Genomic DNA, 17,051 nt, shown 5'->3' on the forward strand with positions numbered 1-17,051 from the left:
CAACCTCAATGCCCGACGGCAAAGGCAATCGGCGCCGAACGGGCCAGCCCGCCCCGGCACTTGAGCACCCGCAACTGAGCAGGTTTGGCGTCGATGGCGATGCGCAGGGCCGCTGGCGACGGGTTGATGGCTTCACTGATCGAGCGATAGGCGAACGCCAGGGTCTGCCCTGTTTCCGCTGCCACCTGCAAACGTCGCAACGCTCGATCGTCGGCTTTGTGCGGCCAGCACAACACCGCCCCGCAACTGCCCGAACGCAGGCATTGTTCCGCCGCCCACAGCGCATCGCGCTCGCTGGCCTGGATGATCGACAGTTGCCGCAGATCGACCCCGGCGTTCTGCCAGGCCTGGGGATACGGCACGTAAGGCGGCGCCACCAGCACGATGCGCTCACCTGCCGCCGACAGCCGCGCCAGCGCCGGCCACACCAGTTGCAACTCACCCACGCCCTGCCCGGCCAGCAGGATTTCAGTCAGCGCCGCTTCCGGCCAGCCGCCCGTGGGCAATGCCGCATCCAGCGCCGCATGCCCGGTGGGTTGTGGGCTGACGGCCGGTGGCGCAGGCCGGCCCTTCCAGACCTGGCCACCATTGAACAGCGTATCCAACGCAACGACGGCGCCCATCACCCTTGCCTCACCAGACCGCAAAACACCCCTTCGATGGCCAGATCCTGATCGGCTCGAACAATGATCGGCTTGTAAGCCGGGTTGCGCGGTAACAGGCGAACAGAATCGCCGACCCGCTCAAAACGCTTGATGGTGACTTCGCCATCGAGCCGCGCCACCACAATCTGACCGTTGACCGCTTCGGGATTGCGCCGCACACCCACCAGATCACCGTCGAGAATGCCGTCCTCAATCATCGAATCGCCCTGCACCCGCAGCATGTAATCCGGCACCCGCGAGAAGATCGACGGATCAAGCAGCAAACGGCTGTGGACTTCGGCATCGGCACCGATCGGCGCACCGGCCGCCACTCGACCGAGTACCGGAACGTCCAGCAACTCGGGCCGCGGCGGTTGATTCAGCAGCCGGATACCGCGCGCCTGATGCGCATTGACCTCGATAAAACCGGCCTCGGTCAGCGCCAACACATGCTTGCGCGCCACGCTACGAGAGGCGAAGCCAAAGGCCTCGCTGATTTCAGCGAGGCTCGGGGGCTGACCGTGTTCGGCGATTCGATCGCGGATGAAGGTCAGGATGGCGGTACGGCGGGGAGTTAAAGTCGTCATGGAGTACATTTGTACTCTTTTGCGTTTTTCCTGACAAGCACTTGTAGGAGCTGTCGAGAGAAACGAGGCTGCGATCTTTTGATGTGTTTTTAAAGAACAAGATCAAAAGATCGCAGCCTCGTTTCACTCGACAGCTCCTACACAGCTCCTACGGGGGTGGGGTTAACCCGGACAGGTAGGGCCACGGGTAGATGCCGCGCTCATGGCCATCACTGAAGATCAGTTGCAGGCCGTAGCCCTGGGCATTGAGTTCGACCACGCGGATGCGCTCATCCACTTTCACCGTCAGGCCCTGCAACCGAAATGCCCGGCATTGTGAACACGGACATTGGCGGCGCAGTTCGGTGTGATCGAGTACCTGCTCACGGCCATCCGGCCAGTTCAATCGCAGCTGTTGTTTGCTCTTGGAATTACCAATCGCCACCGGGTTCATTGCAGCTGACTCAACGCAATGCGCACGGCTTTGCGCACTTCCGGGTCGCCGTCATCTTGCGCCGCCTGTAATGCGGCGATGGCGCCTTGATCGTTCAATTCGCCAAGGGCCAGGGCGGCTTCCTTGCGCAAATTGCTGATGCGATGGCCGAGGGTTTCGATCAACGCTTCGAGCGCCGGAACGTAACGCAAACGGCCAAGGCTGCGGGTGGCGCGCAGGCGGACTTGCCAGTAATCATCGCTCAAGGCTTCGACCAAGGCAGAACCGGCGTCGGCGTGGCCGACTTTGCCCAATGTGGTGGCGGCTTCTTCGCGCACTTGCCAGGCCTGGTCCTGCAACGCCTGACGCAGCGCCGGCAGCACTTGCGCATCGGACGACAGGCCGAGGGCGCCGGTGGCGGCGCGGCGGACTTCGGTGTCCGGGTCGTGGCTGGCGAGTCGGGCCAGGGCAGGCAACGCATCGAGCTGCTTGAGCCAGCCGAGTACGCCGACCGCTTCACGCCGGACATTGGCGTCCCTATCGTCCAACGCTGACAATGCCGCGGAGGCAGCCTCGGGAAAACGCAACTCGCGCAAGGCCCTGAAAGCCGCGACGCGCACGCTGATGTCGGCATGTGCGGTCCACGGCAGAATCACCCTCCCCGCCGCCTCGCTCTTGAGCAGGCTGAGGCTTTGCGCAGCGGCAGACTGCACTGCCAGCGACGGGTCGGTCAGCGCCTGGCACAGCGCTTCGACCACTGGTTCATCCTCCCAGGCTTCCAACAATCGCGCGGCTTCGGCGCGCACTTCTTCGGTCGGGTCTTCAGCCAATCGATTGACCAGCCACAGCAAGCCATCCGCCTCTTCGAGATCGGCCAGCTCGATCAAGGCGATACGACGCACGACAGGGTCTTCATCGGTCAGGCGCGGTTGCAGGGCAAGGATGTCGTCGTTATCGGTTACATCGAATAGAGAGGTCATAGGGCAAATCGCGGCAGTGGGTTTTCAGGGGGAAGTCCGAGAGGGTTCAGGCGCGGTAACTGCCGACCGTCTTCGTGACGCAGCAACTCGAGGCAATGACGCTTCAAGCGGGAAAATTCATGGCTCGTCACCAGTTCGGTGGTGCGTGGCCGGGGGAAGTCCAGGCGCAGGTCTTCGATGATTTTGCCCGGACGCGAACTCATGACCAGCAGGCGATCGGCGAGGAACAGCGCTTCGTCGATGTCATGGGTGACGAACACCACGGTGGTGCGAATTCGCGTCCAGATGTCCAGCAGCAGTTCCTGCATGTTCAACCGGGTCAGCGCATCGAGGGCGCCGAAGGGTTCGTCCATCAGCAACAGGCGCGGACGATTGATCAGCACCCGGGCGATTTCCACCCGTTGCTGCATGCCGCCCGACAGCTGATTCGGCCAACGCTCGGCAAAGCCTTCGAGGCCCACAAGGGCGAGCATTTCGTCAGCCGCTGTATGCCGTTCGGCTGTGCCGATGCCGCGCATTTTCAGGCCGAACGCCACGTTGTCGCGCACCGTGCGCCAAGGGAACAGCGTGTGTTGCTGGAAGACCATGCCATGCTGCGGCGATGGCCCCGAAACCTGCGCACCGTCGACACTCAGCGTACCGCTGCGCGGCTGCAGGTGGCCGGCCAGCGCGCCGAGCAAGGTCGATTTACCGCAACCGGACGGCCCGAGAATGCACACGAACTGTCCCGGTTCGATTTGGCAGTCGAGGCCTTGCACGGCTTCGAACGCCTGCGGGCCTTCACCGAGGACGATGGACAATTGGTGGATGTCGATCCGCCCTTCAGGACTTTGCATCACGCTCATCAGGCTTTTCCTCGTGGTCGGTGCCAAGGCGTGAATAGCCCGCCTAGGCGTTTGATCAACAGACTGCTGCCCATCCCGAGCACGCCGATCAGCAACATGCCGACCACGATGTCGGCGTAGTTCTGAATGGTGTAGGACTCCCAGGTGTAGTAGCCGATGCCGTACTGGCCGGAGATCATTTCTGCGGTCACCAGGCAGAACCACGAGGTGCCCATGCCGATGGCGAGGCCAGTGATGATGCTCGGCGCGGCGCCCGGCAGAATCACCTCCAGCAGAATCGCCCGACGCCCTGCCCCGAGGCTTTTCGCCGAGGCGATCAATCGCGGGTCGACGCCTTCGACGCCGTGCACGGTGTTGAGCAGAATAGGGAACAACGCGCCGGTGAAGGTGATGAAAACCATGGACAATTCCGACGATGGGAACATCAGGATCGCCAGGGGAATCCAGGCCACGGCAGGGATCGGGCGCAGGACTTCCAGAGGTGGCAGCAATAAATCTTCGGCCCATTTCGAACGACCGATGGCCAGGCCCAAAGCGATGCCGATGATCAGCGCCGCGAGGTAACCGGCGAAGACCCGGCCGAGGCTGCTGCTCAGGTGTTGAGCGAGCTTGCCGGAATCGCCTAGACCGAGGGCTGCTTCGATGACTGCCATGGGTGTCGGGACATTAGCGAAGGTGACCAGACCGAGGTTCCAGTGGTGAGTGGCGGCGAGTTGCCAGAACAGCAGGCAAAGCAGTAATGAGGAGGCCCGGGGGAGCCAGCGTGAAAATGATCGGGACATACATAATTTCCAATGGCGAACACATCACCTGTAGGAGCTGCCGAAGGCTGCGATCTTTTGGCGGTTTCAAAGCCACCGAAGAACAAGATCAAAAGATCGCAGCCTTCGGCAGCTCCTACATTGACCGTGTTTAAATCGCGAGCCATCGGGTACAGAGGATCGGGGTTAGCGAACGGCGACGGCCTGGGTGGTGGCGTCGGTGAAGTCGAAGACTTTGCCGCCCTGGGCCGTGGCGAATTGTTGGGCCTGGCCTTTGAGCAAGAACGCGCTGAGGCGCCCTTTCGCATCGCTGGCAAACCACGCCTGATCCGCCAGCAATTTGATCCCGCTGTCACTGGCCTGGGCATACACCGCGCGGATGTTTTTGCCTTCCTGCTTCAGGCTGGCTAACGCGGTGAAAGCCGATTCCGCCGAGGCGTATTGGCGGACTTTCGGCTCGCCACGCACCCAGATTTCCGCCACGTGGCTGAAGTCGGTAATGGTTTTACCGTCCAGCGCATCCACCGCCTTCAGAGGTGCTTGTGCGTAGTTGGCCAGTTGCGCGGTGTAGTCCAGTTTCGACGCCTTGAACGCGGCACGAATGTACTGGTCGTCGATGAAGGTATTCAGATCGAGACCACGATCAGCCTTCTTCAACAACTTGAGGGTATCGATAGCCGTGCCCACCGCCTGACGGTATTCCGGCTTCCAGCTCAGGTCCCGGGTTTGTACGCCCAGCGGACCGTGGAACAGGTAATTGACCTCGGCATCGACACCGGTGACCTTGGCGATCAGCTCGCTGTATTTTTCCGGTTCCGCCCCCAGCAGCTGATTGGCCTCGATGCTCGCGCGCAGATAGGCGACGACGATTTCCGGGTACTTTTTCGCGTAGCTCTGATCGACCAAGGCGCCGTGGAAGGTCGGCGTGTTGGCCTGGGAGCCGTCATAAATCTTGCGAGCGAAACCGCGGCTGGTGAACAGTTCGGCGAATGGCACAAAGTCGGCGTGCGCTTCGATCTTGCCGGCCTGCAGTGCGGAACCGGCGACTTCCGGCGCTTGGGCGATGATGTTCACATCCTTGAGCGGGTCCCAGCCTTGAGCCGCGACGGCGCGCAACAACATGCCATGGGCGGTGGACGCGAACGGTACGGAAATGGTCTTGCCCTTGAGCTCCGCCAACGACTGCACGCCCGACGCGCTCGGCACCACGATGCCATTGCCGCTGCCCTTGATACTGCCCGACAGCACGCTGATGAACAGGCTGTGCTTGCCCGCCGTTTCGAACGCCACACCGTTGAACGAACCTGGGAAATCGGCCATGGCGCCGAAGTCGAGTTTGCCGGCGACCATCTCGTTGGTCAGCGGCGCGCCGCTGGTGAAGTTCTTCCACTGCACGTCGTATTGGGCGTCTTTGTAGGAGCCGTCGTGAGGGAGGTATTTGTCCAGCAGACCGAGCTCGCGGATCAGCAGACCGCCGGCGGCGCAGTTGATGGTGGTGTCCTGCGTGCCGATGGCAATGCGGATGGTTTCGGCTGAAGCCGACAAGGTGAATGAGGCCAGTACCAGACCGGCTAATGCTGCACGCAACATAGGTGTATCCCCTCGAATCATTTATAGGATGTTCGTCTCCGCCACGATCAGGGCGCGGTGGGAAACGAGGGGTGTTTTGAATCGAGCGTCCGGGAGTTGCCGGATGGCTTTGTGGTTGTTTGGGCTGGCCTCTTCGCGAGCAAGCCCGCTCCCACAGGGTTCTTTGGAGTTTTCAAAATCTGAGGCACAGCACAAATCATTGTGGGAGCGGGCTTGCTCGCGAAGGCGTCCGATCAATCAATGGAGATGCCATCTGTGCCCACACTCAGCGCAACAAATAGGGTATTTCGACCTTCACCGCCCCCGTCGGGCAGTCCTTCTCACACGGCATGCAGTACCAGCATTCGTCGAACGCCATGTAGGCCTTTTGCGTGGCCGGGTTGATCGCCAGCAGGTCCATCGGGCAGACGTCGACGCACACGGTGCAGCCTTTGTGGGCGATGCATTTGTCCTCGTCGACCGTGACGGGGGCGTTGGAGCGGAAGAAGATTTCCTGGGGTTGATAGGCCATTGGCGGTTTCTCTCTTGGGTGATGCTCAGGCGGCAAAGGCACCGACCCGCAGCCGGTCGTAAGCCTGCATTTCTTCGGCGTCCAGCGGGATGATGTAAGGTTCGACGGCTTTCTTGAAACTGGTCATCGCGCCGTCATCGCCCTTCTTCAGGTGGCAATGACAGAACCACTCGCTGTCGTTGCGTTGCGGGTGGTCGACCCGATAGTGGTAAAGCCCCCAGCGACTTTCGGCGCGAAACAGCGAAGCGCGGGCGGCCATTTCGGCGCAGTCGCGGATCATGCTGACCTCCATCGCACGCATCAATTCGTGGGCGTTGTGGGCCTTGATCTGGTCCAGGTCGCGCTGGATATCGCTGAAGCGTTGCAGGCCGATTTGCATCTTCTTGGACACTTTCGGCGGTTGCAGGTAGTCGTTCACGAAGCGCCGCAGTTTGTACTCGACCTGAGCCGGCGGCAGACCGTGTTCGCGCTCCAGCGGTGCATAAACCCGAGCCTTTTCTGTTTCGATCTGATCCGCATCCAGCGCTGAAAACTCGCGCCCGGCCACAAAGTCCGCCGCGTTGGTGCCGGCAAACCAGCCGTAGGTGAATGCGCCGAGCATGTAGTTATGCGGCACCGCCGCCATGTCACCCGCCGAGTACAAACCCTTCACCGACGTCTCGGCTTTCTCGTTAACCCACACGCCGGACGCCGAATGACCGCTGCAAAAACCGATTTCGGAGATGTGCATCTCGACCATCTGCGTGCGGTAATCAGTGCCGCGATTGGCGTGAAACTGGCCGCGACTCGGGCGTTCGTTGCTGTGCAGGATCTCTTCGATGTTCTGGATGGTTTCCTCGGCCAGGTGATCGAGTTTGAGGAACACCGGGCCATTGCCGCTTTCGAGTTCCTGGTGGAACTCCCACATCATCTGCCCGCTCCAGTAGTCGCACTCGATGAAGCGCTCGCCCTTGTTGTTGGCGGTGTAGCCACCCAGCGGGCCGGTGACGTAGGCGCAGGCCGGGCCGTTGTAATCCTTGATCAGCGGGTTGATCTGAAAGCATTCGAGGTTCGCCAGTTCGGCCCCGGCGTGATAAGCCATGGCGTAACCGTCGCCGGCATTGGTGGGGTTTTCGTAGGTGCCCATCAGGTAACCCGAGGATGGCAAACCCAGACGCCCGGCGGCGCCGCAGCACAGGATCACCGCTTTGGCCTTGATCACATGGAAGTCGGCTGTACGGCAATCAAAGCCCATCACACCGTTGACCGCGCCCTCCTCGTCCGTCAGCAAGCGCGTGCAGACCAGCCGATTAGTGATGCTCACTCGCGCTCGTTTCAACTGGCGGTACAGGACTTTCTTGATGTCATGCCCTTCCGGCATCGGCAGCACGTAGGCGCCCATGTGGTGGACTTTCTTGACCGCGTAATCGCCGGTCTCGTCCTTCTCGAATTTCACACCCCAGCGGTCCAGCTGCTCGATCGTTTCGAAACTGTGGGTCGCGTAGGCATACACCGCCGCCTGATTGACGATGCCGTCGTTGGCGATGGTGATTTCCTTGGTGTACTGCTCCGGTGTCGAGTGTCGGGGAATGATCGCGTTGTTCAACCCGTCCATGCCCATGCTGATCGCGCCGCTGCGTTTGACGTTGGCCTTGTCGATCAGCAGCACGCGCAAATCGCGGTTGCGCTCCTTGGCCTTGATCGCTGCCATCGGGCCTGCGGTGCCGCCGCCGATCACGACGATGTCGTATTCCTGTTCCAGAGTGCTTCTGGTGATAGAGCAGTGGGTCATGCCTGCGCCCCTTTTTGCCGGTCGATCCGCAAGCGGTACTGGAAGGCATCGCCGCGGTAGTAAAGGTGTTCGAAGTCCAGGGGCTGGCCATCGGCGCTGTGGGTCAGGCGCTCGATGCGCATGATCGGCGAGCCGGGTTCGACGTTCAGCGCCTGGGTCAGGTCGCTGTCAGCCAGCACCGCATCGATGGCCAGATCGGCGTGCCCGAGGGCCAGGCCGCAGTCGTTTTCCAGGATCAGGAAAATGTCGCGAGTCACCAGGTCGGCCTTCTCCAGCCGCTCACCGATGTCTTTGGGCAGATACGTGATTTCCAGCGAGATCGGCTCGCGATTGATCAGCCGCACGCGTTTGATTTGCGCCACGATCTCGCCTTCAGTCACCTGTAAACGTTCGGCGACGAGCTTATCGGCGGCAATGTATTTGAAGCTACGCAGGCGGTTAATCACCTCGTAGCCGCGACCGGTCATGGACTCGGCCAGGCCTTGCAGGGTGCTGACGTTCTGGAAGGTTTTCGGTTTGGCCACGAACGTGCCCTTGCCGTGAATCTTGAAGATCAGCCCTTCTTTTTGCAGATCGCCCAGGGCTTGGCGCACGGTGATGCGGCTGACTTTGAACAACGTGCCGAGCTCGCTTTCGGAGGGCATCTGGCTGTCTTGCGGGTATTCGCCGTCGAGAATCCGAGCGCGAAGCACATCACGCAGTTGGGTGTGCAGCGGGATGCTGCTGAGGGAAAGAACGCTATCAGTCATGGAAGATCACTTGTTATAACGAGTTATGACGTGATCTTAGAGAGGCGGTGCGCGGGTTGAGAAATATTGTTTGGGCATAAGGTTAGATTCGCGCAAAACGCGAAGATCAAAAGATCGCAGCCTTCGGCAGCTCCTACAGGGGGTCGCGTACATCCGTAGGAGCTGCCGAAGGCTGCGATCTTTTGATTTATTTCTTCAGCTGCGCTTGAGGATCTGGTCCATCACCCAATCAGTCTTCAACGCCTGTTCGGCCAGCGTCGGGTGCTGAGCCCCACCACGGATGTGGGCGTTCATGCCCAGCACGTGGTGCCACTGGATGTGGTCGTGATGTTCGATGTTCAGGCTGAGGTGTTCATCGGCTTCAAGCTGTACCGGGTGTTCGTCGAACACCGAAAAGCTGATCCGGCCTTGGCTGCCGATCACCTCCACCCGGTCCTCGCGACGGTCTGCCACGAAATTCCAGCAGCCCATGCCCAACGCCCCGGAGGCAAACCGCCAACTGGCGCTGACGGCGTCTTCGGCGGCATAGAGGCCAGCCTGATGCGCGGTGAAACCGGCGACTTCGACGATGTCGCCCAGCAGGTACTGGAACAGGTCGAAGCCATGACTGGCGAGGTCGGCGAAATAACCACCGCCGGCAATCGCCGGGTCGGTGCGCCAGTTGTCTGTGCCGCCAAGGTCGCTCGGTGAAGGCGCTTTGGTCAACGTCCAGGTCAAGTGCCGGACTTCGCCGATCCGGCCCTCCTCCAGCCATTGCCGCACCTGCTGGAAGCGCGGCAACGAGCGTCGATAATAAGAAACGAACAAGTACAATCCGGCCTCGGTAAAGACCTTTTGCATCTCACGGCTTTGCCCGGCATTCAGCGACATCGGTTTTTCGACGCAGCAATGCTTGCGAGCGGCGGCCACTTGCAGGCTGTAAGCGTGATGGCTGTCGGGAGGCGTGGCGATGTACACCGCGTCCACCTCAGGGTCATTGATCAATGCGTCGGCGTCGGTGTAGGCCCGGGCAATGCCGTGGCGCGCGGCGTAATCGGTCACCGCATCCAAACGCCGCCCCATCACCGCCACCAGCGCCGAGCCGGGCGCCTTGTAGAACGCCGGCCCGCTCTTGCGCTCGGCCACACTGCCGCATCCAATCATGCCCCAGCGCACCACGCTCATAGACACTCCTTGAGGTTCAACCGATGCGCAGTGCGCGCAGGTCGAGGCGACCGTCCTTGAGCGGTGGGCACCAGTAGTAGCCGCCGGTGATCGGTCGGCTGATGCGATACAGACCGTCGGTGATGCCGTCTTCCAGACCGCTCATGCGCCGCAGCTGGGATTCGAACGCGTCGAGGGAAAAACCGAAGGCCAGGAACATCAGGCCGGCACGATCGCCTTCGATCCACGGCATCGAACGACGGACCACGAAGGCTTCGGGTGTGAAACTTTCCTGGGCGGTGCGTTTGACGTGGGCGGAGATCGGCGCGTCGTCGAGTTCTTCGTTGTCGCTCAGGCGCCGACCCATGATGTTGTCCTTCTCGTGGGACGGCATCGCGTGAAAGCCCTTCAAGTCATGCTGCCATTGCTGGATCGCGGCGAAGCTGCCACCGACCAGCCCGTCCGCGCCTTCGCTCAGTAATGCGGCCGCGACAGCGGCTTCGTCGTGAGGGTTTTCGGTGCCGTCTTCGTAACCGGTCAGGTCATGGCCGCTCATGTGGCGGAAGGTTTCGTTCATCTGCACCAGACGCAGGGCCGGTGCCAGCGCGGCTTCGATCGCATGACTGCGATTGAGCAGTTCGCCACGGTCAACACCGTGTAGCCAGCACCAGAGCGCGTGTTGGGTCGACGGGTTGTCGACGCCGACACCGACCAGCGCAGGAAAGGCACGCAGCCCGTCGATCTGCGCGTGCAGCGCCTTGACCAGGGATTCACCGAAGCCGACCACCGCCGACTTTCCGTCCACCAGGCGCATCAGGTTATCCAGCGCAGCCGGCAGTGCCTCGGCGGATTCGAGGGCGAAGAACATATGACGAGCTTGAGGCGGAACAGGGGTGGCGAGAATGCCCGGCTGGTAATAACTCATATGAACTCCTTCAGAAAGAGCGTGAAGTTTAACCGGGGGATGCTCAGTTGTGTGCGCTCAGGTCAAAAGATCAGCGGGTCATGACAATGTGTTGCGATCTTGGTAAAACGATTCAGCTATGCTGATCAGGCCTTGACCTAATAACGGAACGTAGCGATAACACCTTATCCGCATCACCCAATCCAGACGGGGTAGCGACATGACCACAGCACAAATCCTTGGCAACCTGTTTCCCTCCGCCGACAACGTCCCGGAAAAGTACCGCCTCAACGGCCAGACCGAACAGCGCGAATACCTGGTCGACGGTGAACTGAAAACCTGGTCCGGGCCCCTCGCCAAAGTCCGCAGCCCGGTGTACCTGAGCGGCGCGAATGGCGACGAACAAGTGATCCTCGGCAGCACGCCGCTGCTCGATGCCGACACCGCACTGACCGCGCTCGACGCCGCCGTCCGCGCCTATGATCGCGGCCAGGGCCTGTGGCCGACCATGCGCGTGGCCGAGCGTATCCAGCACGTCGAAACCTTCCTTGCTCGCATGCGCGAACAGCGCGAGGCGGTGGTCAAGTTGCTGATGTGGGAGATCGGCAAAAACCTCAAGGACTCGGAGAAAGAGTTCGACCGCACCTGCGACTACATCGTCGACACCATCAACGCCCTCAAGGAACTCGACCGCCGCTCCAGCCGCTTCGAACTGGAGCAGGACACCCTCGGCCAGATCCGCCGCGTGCCGTTGGGCGTGGCGTTGTGCATGGGGCCTTACAACTATCCGCTGAACGAAACCTTCACCACGCTGATTCCGGCGCTGATCATGGGCAACACCGTGGTGTTCAAGCCGGCCAAGCTTGGCGTGCTGTTGATTCGCCCGCTGCTCGAAGCGTTCCGCGACAGCTTCCCGGCCGGGGTGATCAACGTCATTTACGGCAGCGGCCGCGAAACCGTCAGTGCGCTGATGGCCAGCGGCAAGATCGATATCTTTGCGTTCATCGGCACCAACAAGGCCGCCAGCGACCTGAAAAAACTCCACCCAAGGCCTCACCGCTTGCGCGCGGCGCTGGGCCTGGATGCGAAGAACCCCGGCATCGTTCTGCCAGAGGTCGATTTGGACAACGCGGTCAGCGAAGCCGTCACCGGTTCCCTGTCGTTCAACGGCCAGCGTTGCACTGCGTTGAAAATCCTCTTCGTCCATGAAGATGTGGTCGAGGCGTTCATCGAAAAATTCAACGCCAAACTCGCCAGCCTCAAACCCGGCATGCCGTGGGACAGCGGCGTGGCCCTCACGCCATTGCCGGAGTCAGGCAAGGTCGATTACCTGCACACGCTGGTGGCGGACGCAGTCAGCAAAGGCGCAGCCCTGGTCAACCCTAACGGCGGTGAATCCCGCGCATCGTTCTTCTACCCGGCCGTGTTGTACCCGGTGAACCCGCAAATGCGCGTCTACCAGGAAGAACAGTTCGGCCCGGTCGTGCCGATCGTGCCTTACCGTCATCTGGACACCGTGATCGATTACGTCCTGGAATCCGACTTCGGCCAGCAACTGAGCATCTTCGGCACCAACCCGGTGGCGGTCGGCAGACTGGTGGACACCTTCGCCAACCAGGTCGGCCGGATCAACCTCAACGCCCAGTGCCAGCGCGGTCCTGACACCTATCCGTTCAATGGTCGCAAGAACTCCGCCGAAGGCACGCTGTCGGTACATGATGCGCTGCGAGTGTTTTCGATTCGGACCCTGGTGGCGACCAAATTCCAGGAGAGCAGCAAAGAGCTTCTCAGCGAGATCATCAGCGGACGAAACTCGAGCTTCCTGACCACTGACTACATCTTCTGAGGTCTGTTATTGCGCCGCCACCCGCCGAAGCTTCAGGCCCCACCCCTGCTGCATCCCGGCGGCGGCCAACAGAATCGCGGCGACACCGATCCATTGCAGCGGTTCCAGGCGATGGCCGAAGGCGAACCAGTCAACGAAAATCGCTGCAATCGGGTAGATGAACGACAGCGCACCGGTCAGCGCTGTCGGCAGTTTTTGAATCGCGCCGTAGAGCAGCACATACATCAAACCGGTATGCACGATGCCCAGGGTCACCAGACTGGCCCAGGCATCGGGCGTTTGCGGTATTGCCGAGAAGTGCGCAAAGGGCGCGAGCAACAGCACGCCGGTGCAGACCTGGATCAACGCAATCAGATGCGGTGGCGTACCGGTCAGGCGTTTGATGATCAGCGCGGCAATCGCGTACAGAAAGGCAGCCCCCAGCGCCAGACCAATCCCCATCAGGTAATCGTTGCCGCCCTCACCCTGCTCACCATGTGCGCTGACAATCGCCAGCATGCCGAGAAACGAAATGCCCAGCCAGAACAGTTTCTGCAGGGTGATCTTCTCGTTGAGGAACAACGCGGCAAGCCCTACCAGCATGAACGGCTGGACGTTATAAACTGCCGTGCCAATGGCAATCGAGGCGCGGGAGTAAGACGCGAATAACAGCACCCAGTTGCCGACAATCGCCACGCCGCTGAGCACGGCCAGCAAGAACGTGGTGCGGGTCAGAATGCCGGGGCGCAGGAAACCGAATGCCGCACAAATCAGCAACAACGTGCCGGCGCCGAACACGCAACGCCAGAACACTACATCCAGCACCGGTTGCCCGGACACCAGCACGAACCAACCAATGGTCCCGGAAATCAGCATGGCGGCGGTCATTTCGAATGAGCCGCGACGTAGTGTTTTGTCCATCATCAACCTCCCGTGTTTGAGCCCAAAGTATGCCAATCCACCGGGGGGCTTCTCCAGCGCAAAAAGCAGGCTAAACTCGGCTTCTGCCTTTTTTATCAAGGCTTATTCAGCCGATTGCCTAACAGGGGATTCGCCATGACCGACGACATCGACCAAGTGCTGATCAGCGCGCTGATGGAAGACTCACGCCGCTCGCTCAAGGCCCTGGCACAGATCAGTGGCCTGTCCTCGCCCAGTGTCGCCGAGCGCCTGCGCCGCCTCGAAGAACGTGGCGTGCTCAAGGGCTACACCGTCGAGATCGACCCCAAATGCTTCGGCTACCAACTCCAGGCCATCGTCCGCATCCGCCCGTTGCCAGGCCAGTTACAGGAAGTGGAGCGACAGATTCAGGCCATCCCCGAATTCACCGAGTGCGACAAAGTCACCGGCGACGACTGTTTCATCGCCCGCCTGCATGTGCGCTCGATGGAACAACTGGACACCCTCCTCGACCGCCTCAACAGCCACGCCGAAACCAACACCGCCATCGTCAAGAAGACCCCGGTCAAGCGCCGGCTGCCGCCGATGGCTTGAGTGCTGTTTTGTTGAAACCCACGAACTGAGCCAAATCACGAACAATAAAAAACCCGCCGAAGCGGGTTTTTTACTCAAGGCTGGCGATCAATCATCGCGGCTCATGATGCCGAACAGTTGCAGCAAGCTGACGAACAGGTTGTAGATCGATACATACAGGCTGATGGTCGCCATGATGTAGTTACGCTCGCCGCCGTGAATGATGGCGCTGGTCTGGAACAGAATGCACACCGACGAGAACAGCACGAAACCTGCGCTGATCGCCAGTTGCAGACCGCTGATCTGGAAGAACAAGCTTGCCAGAGTCGCGCCCAGCAGCACAAAGAAACCGGCCGTGATGAAACCACCGAGGAAGCTCATGTCCTTGCGGGTGATCAGCACATAAGCCGACAGGCCGCCAAACACCAGCGCGGTCATCGCGAAGGCCGAACTGACCACTTCCGCGCCGCCCTGCATACCCAGGTAACGGTTGAGGATCGGGCCGAGCAGGAAACCCATGAAACCGGTCAGCGCGAACGCAGACACCAGGCCCCAGGCCGAGTCACGGAGTTTGTTGGTGAGAAAGAAAAGGCCGTAGAAGCCGATCAGCACCACGAAGATATTCGGGTAGCCGACACGCATCTGCTGCGCGACAAACGCCATCACGCCGCTGAATGCGAGGGTGAGAGCGAGTAAGCCGTAAGTGTTGCGCAGGACGCGGCTAACCTCTAGCTGCTCAGCCTGCACGCTGTTATTAACTGCGTAATCCTGTTCGCGCATGGCGACACTCCTGTTGGGTTTGAAACGTTCAGTCGCAAAGATCATAACAGACGCTCTGTAACAAGCCATGCAGAGAGTTTGACAGTGTGTTTCATTCAGGTATTATGGCGCCCGCAACGCAAACGGAGGTGTGGCCGAGTGGTTTAAGGCAACGGTCTTGAAAACCGTCGACTGTAACAGGTCCATGAGTTCGAATCCCATCGCCTCCGCCATCTTATGTACGACAAAGCCCTGATTATTCAGGGCTTTTTCGTTTCTGGGGTTTGGGCGCGGCCTTCGTTTTTTGAAGGCGTTACAAAACTATTTGGTAACCGTTACAAAACTTTCCGCTTTTCTCCCTCCTCCGGCGTCCTGCCTATCGATACACAATTAAGCCTCCCTGCAATACCAAGACTGCGCGTACAGAACACCATCGACCTCTTCCAGACCACTCAGCGTGAAGCCGAGCGTTGCCATGCTAGTCAGGCGAGCATCAAGAAGCGGTCGAAGCGGTGGCGCATCACCCGGCCAGGCACCATGCCGCAGAGATGCGGTGCTGGACGTTCTTTTGAGGATGTCCGACGGTGCGCTGGCAAAAATGATATCGCCCCTTACTGGCTCGGCACTGGCGATATCCCTTTTCGCTCTGGCGACACCGCCCTCTCTCATGGGCACAATCAGGAAAAGCATTGCTTGCTCGACACTGGATAAAAAAACAGTATCCAAGTGAATTGGCGATTGCTCAATTGGACGCTGACGATCGGTAACGTTTCATCCTTTTGCAGCAGGGGAGCTGGACTACGCTAAATGCACAGGAGGAGAACTTGACCCATGTGTGGACGCCTTTCCCAATACAGCGGCATTCAGGACTTTGTCGCGACGCTAAGCATGCCCAACGCGCTGATCAATTACGCAGGCGACCAGCCTTTCGAGCTCTACAACGCGGCACCAACCACTCAGCTCGCTCTCTTCCACCAGGAAGGTCAGTTTCTCCGGGCCGACATGGTTCGCTGGGGATGGCGGCCGCATTGGGCCAAGGACCGTGCCGCGCCAATCAATGCCAGGGTGGAAAAAGTCGCCCACGGTCCATTCTTCAAAGCGATTTGGCCACACCGGGCAATCATCGCAATCAACAACTGGTTCGAATGGGTCGACGAAGGCGGACCGAAGAAACAACCCTACCTGATCCGCCGGAAAGACCGGTCGCCGATCCTGTGTGCCGCGATCGGCCAATACCCAAGCGCCGAATTTGGTCCGAGTGAATATGACGGCTTCGTGATCATCACCGCAGACAGCAAGGGCGGCATGGTGGACATTCACGATCGCCAGCCGGTGACGCTCAGCCCCGAGCTGGCCCGAGAATGGCTGGATCCGGCAACACCTAACGAGCGCGCTGAGCAAATGGTGCTGCTCCAGGGGGAACGGACTGAGGCTTTCGAGTGCTTCAAGGTGGACCGGGCAATTGGAAACGTGCGGAATCAGGGGCCGGACCTGATCAGGGCCGGTCCAGCTGGCGCTATGTGAACCTAAAGAGCTTCCATAAGAAAATTGAAGAAATTAGGCACTCAAGTAGCAAGAGGTTGTCTATAACGCATGCACTTCGTCACTGACTTTTTTTAAACATTGACATTGTCAAGACGAAAAAACACGATGCGACGCTCATGCAAATTTTTTATCCAATTTAGGCCGAATCGATCCTAGCATTTGAAAACAGTTCAGCTAGGCTCTAGCTCGTAAGCCCTCACCCTCCGGGGTAAACATCATGGTTACCATGCATTCTTCAACAGAAACGAGTGATCACTCCGTCGCAATTGACGTCGATCGAATGAAAACGGCCCAGAATATGCCGCGCCGCACCATTCCCGATGGCCTGACAATTGAACAGATAAGAGAGCATATTTTGGCTACGGCCAAGCGTGCGGAAGGCAATTTGAAAACCCATCAAGGATGATCGCTTGGCCTATTCCGTTTCTTATAACGATCTGTTCGCTCTTGAGTTCCAAAACTACCCAGTCGATCAGCAAACTGCTGTTCTAAATTTCGTGGCGACCTTTTTGGCCCACGGCCTATCAGACTTTCAAAAATATCCGGGCAAGG

19 protein-coding genes and 1 tRNA gene are annotated in these 17,051 nt (G+C 59.8%); 6 read left to right on the forward strand and 14 right to left on the reverse strand.

Going from position 1 to position 17,051, the window contains the following annotated elements:
• Nucleotides 1-5: 5 nt before the first annotated feature.
• The 12 genes from imuA to F6R97_RS03910 all read right to left on the reverse strand — a co-directional run bounded on the left by imuA (nt 6) and on the right by F6R97_RS03910 (nt 10,918).
• Nucleotides 6-623, reverse strand: a complete 618-nt coding sequence (gene imuA / locus F6R97_RS03855) for a translesion DNA synthesis-associated protein ImuA (protein WP_123722357.1) — start codon at nt 621-623, stop codon at nt 6-8.
• Nucleotides 623-1,240 (reverse strand): transcriptional repressor LexA, encoded by a 618-nt coding sequence (gene lexA / locus F6R97_RS03860; protein ID WP_048392697.1) that lies wholly within the window; start codon nt 1,238-1,240, stop codon nt 623-625. The genes imuA and lexA overlap by 1 nt, the downstream gene beginning before the upstream one ends.
• Before the next feature lie 139 nt (nt 1,241-1,379).
• Complete coding sequence (locus F6R97_RS03865) at nt 1,380-1,664, reverse strand: DUF971 domain-containing protein (protein WP_048392695.1); 285 nt, start codon at nt 1,662-1,664, stop codon at nt 1,380-1,382.
• Nucleotides 1,661-2,623, reverse strand: a complete 963-nt coding sequence (locus tag F6R97_RS03870) for a HEAT repeat domain-containing protein (protein WP_315866033.1) — start codon at nt 2,621-2,623, stop codon at nt 1,661-1,663. The genes F6R97_RS03865 and F6R97_RS03870 overlap by 4 nt, the downstream gene beginning before the upstream one ends.
• Nucleotides 2,620-3,468 carry an ABC transporter ATP-binding protein gene (locus tag F6R97_RS03875; RefSeq protein WP_315866034.1) on the reverse strand — a complete coding sequence of 283 codons (849 nt, stop codon included), beginning with the start codon at nt 3,466-3,468 and terminating at the stop codon, nt 2,620-2,622. The genes F6R97_RS03870 and F6R97_RS03875 overlap by 4 nt, the downstream gene beginning before the upstream one ends.
• On the reverse strand, nt 3,468-4,250 hold the full coding sequence (locus tag F6R97_RS03880; protein WP_048392689.1) for an ABC transporter permease: 783 nt from the start codon (nt 4,248-4,250) through the stop codon (nt 3,468-3,470). Before F6R97_RS03880 ends, F6R97_RS03875 begins: the two co-directional genes overlap by 1 nt.
• A gap of 165 nt (nt 4,251-4,415) precedes the next feature.
• Complete coding sequence (locus tag F6R97_RS03885) at nt 4,416-5,819, reverse strand: ABC transporter substrate-binding protein (protein ID WP_050681208.1); 1,404 nt, start codon at nt 5,817-5,819, stop codon at nt 4,416-4,418.
• 265 nt (nt 5,820-6,084) lie between these two features.
• Nucleotides 6,085-6,330, reverse strand: a complete 246-nt coding sequence (locus F6R97_RS03890) for a ferredoxin family protein (RefSeq protein ID WP_003180418.1) — start codon at nt 6,328-6,330, stop codon at nt 6,085-6,087.
• Between the two features lie 25 nt (nt 6,331-6,355).
• On the reverse strand, nt 6,356-8,101 hold the full coding sequence (locus tag F6R97_RS03895) for a fumarate reductase/succinate dehydrogenase flavoprotein subunit (RefSeq protein WP_315866035.1): 1,746 nt from the start codon (nt 8,099-8,101) through the stop codon (nt 6,356-6,358).
• Nucleotides 8,098-8,850: a GntR family transcriptional regulator gene (locus tag F6R97_RS03900; protein ID WP_315866036.1), complete on the reverse strand. Its 753-nt coding sequence runs from the start codon at nt 8,848-8,850 to the stop codon at nt 8,098-8,100. Before F6R97_RS03900 ends, F6R97_RS03895 begins: the two co-directional genes overlap by 4 nt.
• A 195-nt stretch (nt 8,851-9,045) precedes the next feature.
• Nucleotides 9,046-10,014: a Gfo/Idh/MocA family oxidoreductase gene (locus tag F6R97_RS03905; protein WP_315866037.1), complete on the reverse strand. Its 969-nt coding sequence runs from the start codon at nt 10,012-10,014 to the stop codon at nt 9,046-9,048.
• A 16-nt stretch (nt 10,015-10,030) separates the two neighbouring features.
• The gene (locus tag F6R97_RS03910) at nt 10,031-10,918 is read right to left on the reverse strand and encodes a Dyp-type peroxidase (RefSeq protein ID WP_038982892.1); all 888 of its coding nucleotides are present in this window, start codon (nt 10,916-10,918) and stop codon (nt 10,031-10,033) included.
• A 199-nt stretch (nt 10,919-11,117) separates the two neighbouring features.
• Between F6R97_RS03910 and F6R97_RS03915 the strand changes: the two genes are divergently transcribed.
• Nucleotides 11,118-12,743: an NADP-dependent glyceraldehyde-3-phosphate dehydrogenase gene (locus tag F6R97_RS03915; protein WP_315866038.1), complete on the forward strand. Its 1,626-nt coding sequence runs from the start codon at nt 11,118-11,120 to the stop codon at nt 12,741-12,743.
• 6 nt (nt 12,744-12,749) lie between these two features.
• On the opposite strand, the gene F6R97_RS03920 is transcribed toward F6R97_RS03915, so the two are convergent.
• Nucleotides 12,750-13,643: a DMT family transporter gene (locus F6R97_RS03920; protein WP_315866039.1), complete on the reverse strand. Its 894-nt coding sequence runs from the start codon at nt 13,641-13,643 to the stop codon at nt 12,750-12,752.
• Nucleotides 13,644-13,778: 135 nt separating this feature from the next.
• Between F6R97_RS03920 and F6R97_RS03925 the strand changes: the two genes are divergently transcribed.
• Nucleotides 13,779-14,216, forward strand: coding sequence for an Lrp/AsnC family transcriptional regulator (locus tag F6R97_RS03925; RefSeq protein WP_008006559.1), 438 nt, complete (start codon nt 13,779-13,781; stop codon nt 14,214-14,216).
• A gap of 87 nt (nt 14,217-14,303) precedes the next feature.
• Here the strand turns inward: F6R97_RS03925 and F6R97_RS03930 are convergent, their stop codons facing one another.
• Nucleotides 14,304-14,975 (reverse strand): Bax inhibitor-1/YccA family protein, encoded by a 672-nt coding sequence (locus F6R97_RS03930; protein WP_007898177.1) that lies wholly within the window; start codon nt 14,973-14,975, stop codon nt 14,304-14,306.
• 124 nt (nt 14,976-15,099) lie between these two features.
• On the opposite strand from F6R97_RS03930, the gene F6R97_RS03935 reads away from it, so the two are divergent.
• The 4 genes from F6R97_RS03935 (at nt 15,100) to F6R97_RS03950 (ending at nt 16,905) form a co-directional block, all read left to right on the forward strand.
• Nucleotides 15,100-15,187 (forward strand) — tRNA-Ser (locus F6R97_RS03935).
• 4 nt (nt 15,188-15,191) lie between these two features.
• Complete coding sequence (locus F6R97_RS03940; protein WP_315866040.1) at nt 15,192-15,665, forward strand: hypothetical protein; 474 nt, start codon at nt 15,192-15,194, stop codon at nt 15,663-15,665.
• A 120-nt stretch (nt 15,666-15,785) separates the two neighbouring features.
• Complete coding sequence (locus F6R97_RS03945) at nt 15,786-16,478, forward strand: SOS response-associated peptidase (RefSeq protein WP_315866041.1); 693 nt, start codon at nt 15,786-15,788, stop codon at nt 16,476-16,478.
• Between the two features lie 238 nt (nt 16,479-16,716).
• Nucleotides 16,717-16,905, forward strand: a complete 189-nt coding sequence (locus F6R97_RS03950; RefSeq protein ID WP_315866042.1) for a hypothetical protein — start codon at nt 16,717-16,719, stop codon at nt 16,903-16,905.
• The last annotated feature ends 146 nt before the right edge of the window (nt 16,906-17,051 follow it).

Source organism: Pseudomonas sp. JV414, assembly GCF_032424305.1.
GTDB lineage: Bacteria > Pseudomonadota > Gammaproteobacteria > Pseudomonadales > Pseudomonadaceae > Aquipseudomonas > Aquipseudomonas lini.

Excerpts from the sequence above, each read along its gene's own strand:
- imuA (WP_123722357.1), bottom strand. The coding sequence starts at position 623 with ATGGGCGCCGTCGTTGCGTTGGATACGCTGTTCAATGGTGGCCAGGTC.
- lexA (WP_048392697.1), bottom strand. The coding sequence starts at position 1,240 with ATGTACTCCATGACGACTTTAACTCCCCGCCGTACCGCCATCCTGACC.
- F6R97_RS03865 (WP_048392695.1), bottom strand. The coding sequence starts at position 1,664 with ATGAACCCGGTGGCGATTGGTAATTCCAAGAGCAAACAACAGCTGCGA.
- F6R97_RS03870 (WP_315866033.1), bottom strand. The coding sequence starts at position 2,623 with ATGACCTCTCTATTCGATGTAACCGATAACGACGACATCCTTGCCCTG.
- F6R97_RS03875 (WP_315866034.1), bottom strand. The coding sequence starts at position 3,468 with ATGAGCGTGATGCAAAGTCCTGAAGGGCGGATCGACATCCACCAATTG.
- F6R97_RS03880 (WP_048392689.1), bottom strand. The coding sequence starts at position 4,250 with ATGTCCCGATCATTTTCACGCTGGCTCCCCCGGGCCTCCTCATTACTG.
- F6R97_RS03885 (WP_050681208.1), bottom strand. The coding sequence starts at position 5,819 with ATGTTGCGTGCAGCATTAGCCGGTCTGGTACTGGCCTCATTCACCTTG.
- F6R97_RS03890 (WP_003180418.1), bottom strand. The coding sequence starts at position 6,330 with ATGGCCTATCAACCCCAGGAAATCTTCTTCCGCTCCAACGCCCCCGTC.
- F6R97_RS03895 (WP_315866035.1), bottom strand. The coding sequence starts at position 8,101 with ATGACCCACTGCTCTATCACCAGAAGCACTCTGGAACAGGAATACGAC.
- F6R97_RS03900 (WP_315866036.1), bottom strand. The coding sequence starts at position 8,850 with ATGACTGATAGCGTTCTTTCCCTCAGCAGCATCCCGCTGCACACCCAA.
- F6R97_RS03905 (WP_315866037.1), bottom strand. The coding sequence starts at position 10,014 with ATGAGCGTGGTGCGCTGGGGCATGATTGGATGCGGCAGTGTGGCCGAG.
- F6R97_RS03910 (WP_038982892.1), bottom strand. The coding sequence starts at position 10,918 with ATGAGTTATTACCAGCCGGGCATTCTCGCCACCCCTGTTCCGCCTCAA.
- F6R97_RS03915 (WP_315866038.1), top strand. The coding sequence starts at position 11,118 with ATGACCACAGCACAAATCCTTGGCAACCTGTTTCCCTCCGCCGACAAC.
- F6R97_RS03920 (WP_315866039.1), bottom strand. The coding sequence starts at position 13,643 with ATGGACAAAACACTACGTCGCGGCTCATTCGAAATGACCGCCGCCATG.
- F6R97_RS03925 (WP_008006559.1), top strand. The coding sequence starts at position 13,779 with ATGACCGACGACATCGACCAAGTGCTGATCAGCGCGCTGATGGAAGAC.
- F6R97_RS03930 (WP_007898177.1), bottom strand. The coding sequence starts at position 14,975 with ATGCGCGAACAGGATTACGCAGTTAATAACAGCGTGCAGGCTGAGCAG.
- F6R97_RS03940 (WP_315866040.1), top strand. The coding sequence starts at position 15,192 with ATGTACGACAAAGCCCTGATTATTCAGGGCTTTTTCGTTTCTGGGGTT.
- F6R97_RS03945 (WP_315866041.1), top strand. The coding sequence starts at position 15,786 with ATGTGTGGACGCCTTTCCCAATACAGCGGCATTCAGGACTTTGTCGCG.
- F6R97_RS03950 (WP_315866042.1), top strand. The coding sequence starts at position 16,717 with ATGGTTACCATGCATTCTTCAACAGAAACGAGTGATCACTCCGTCGCA.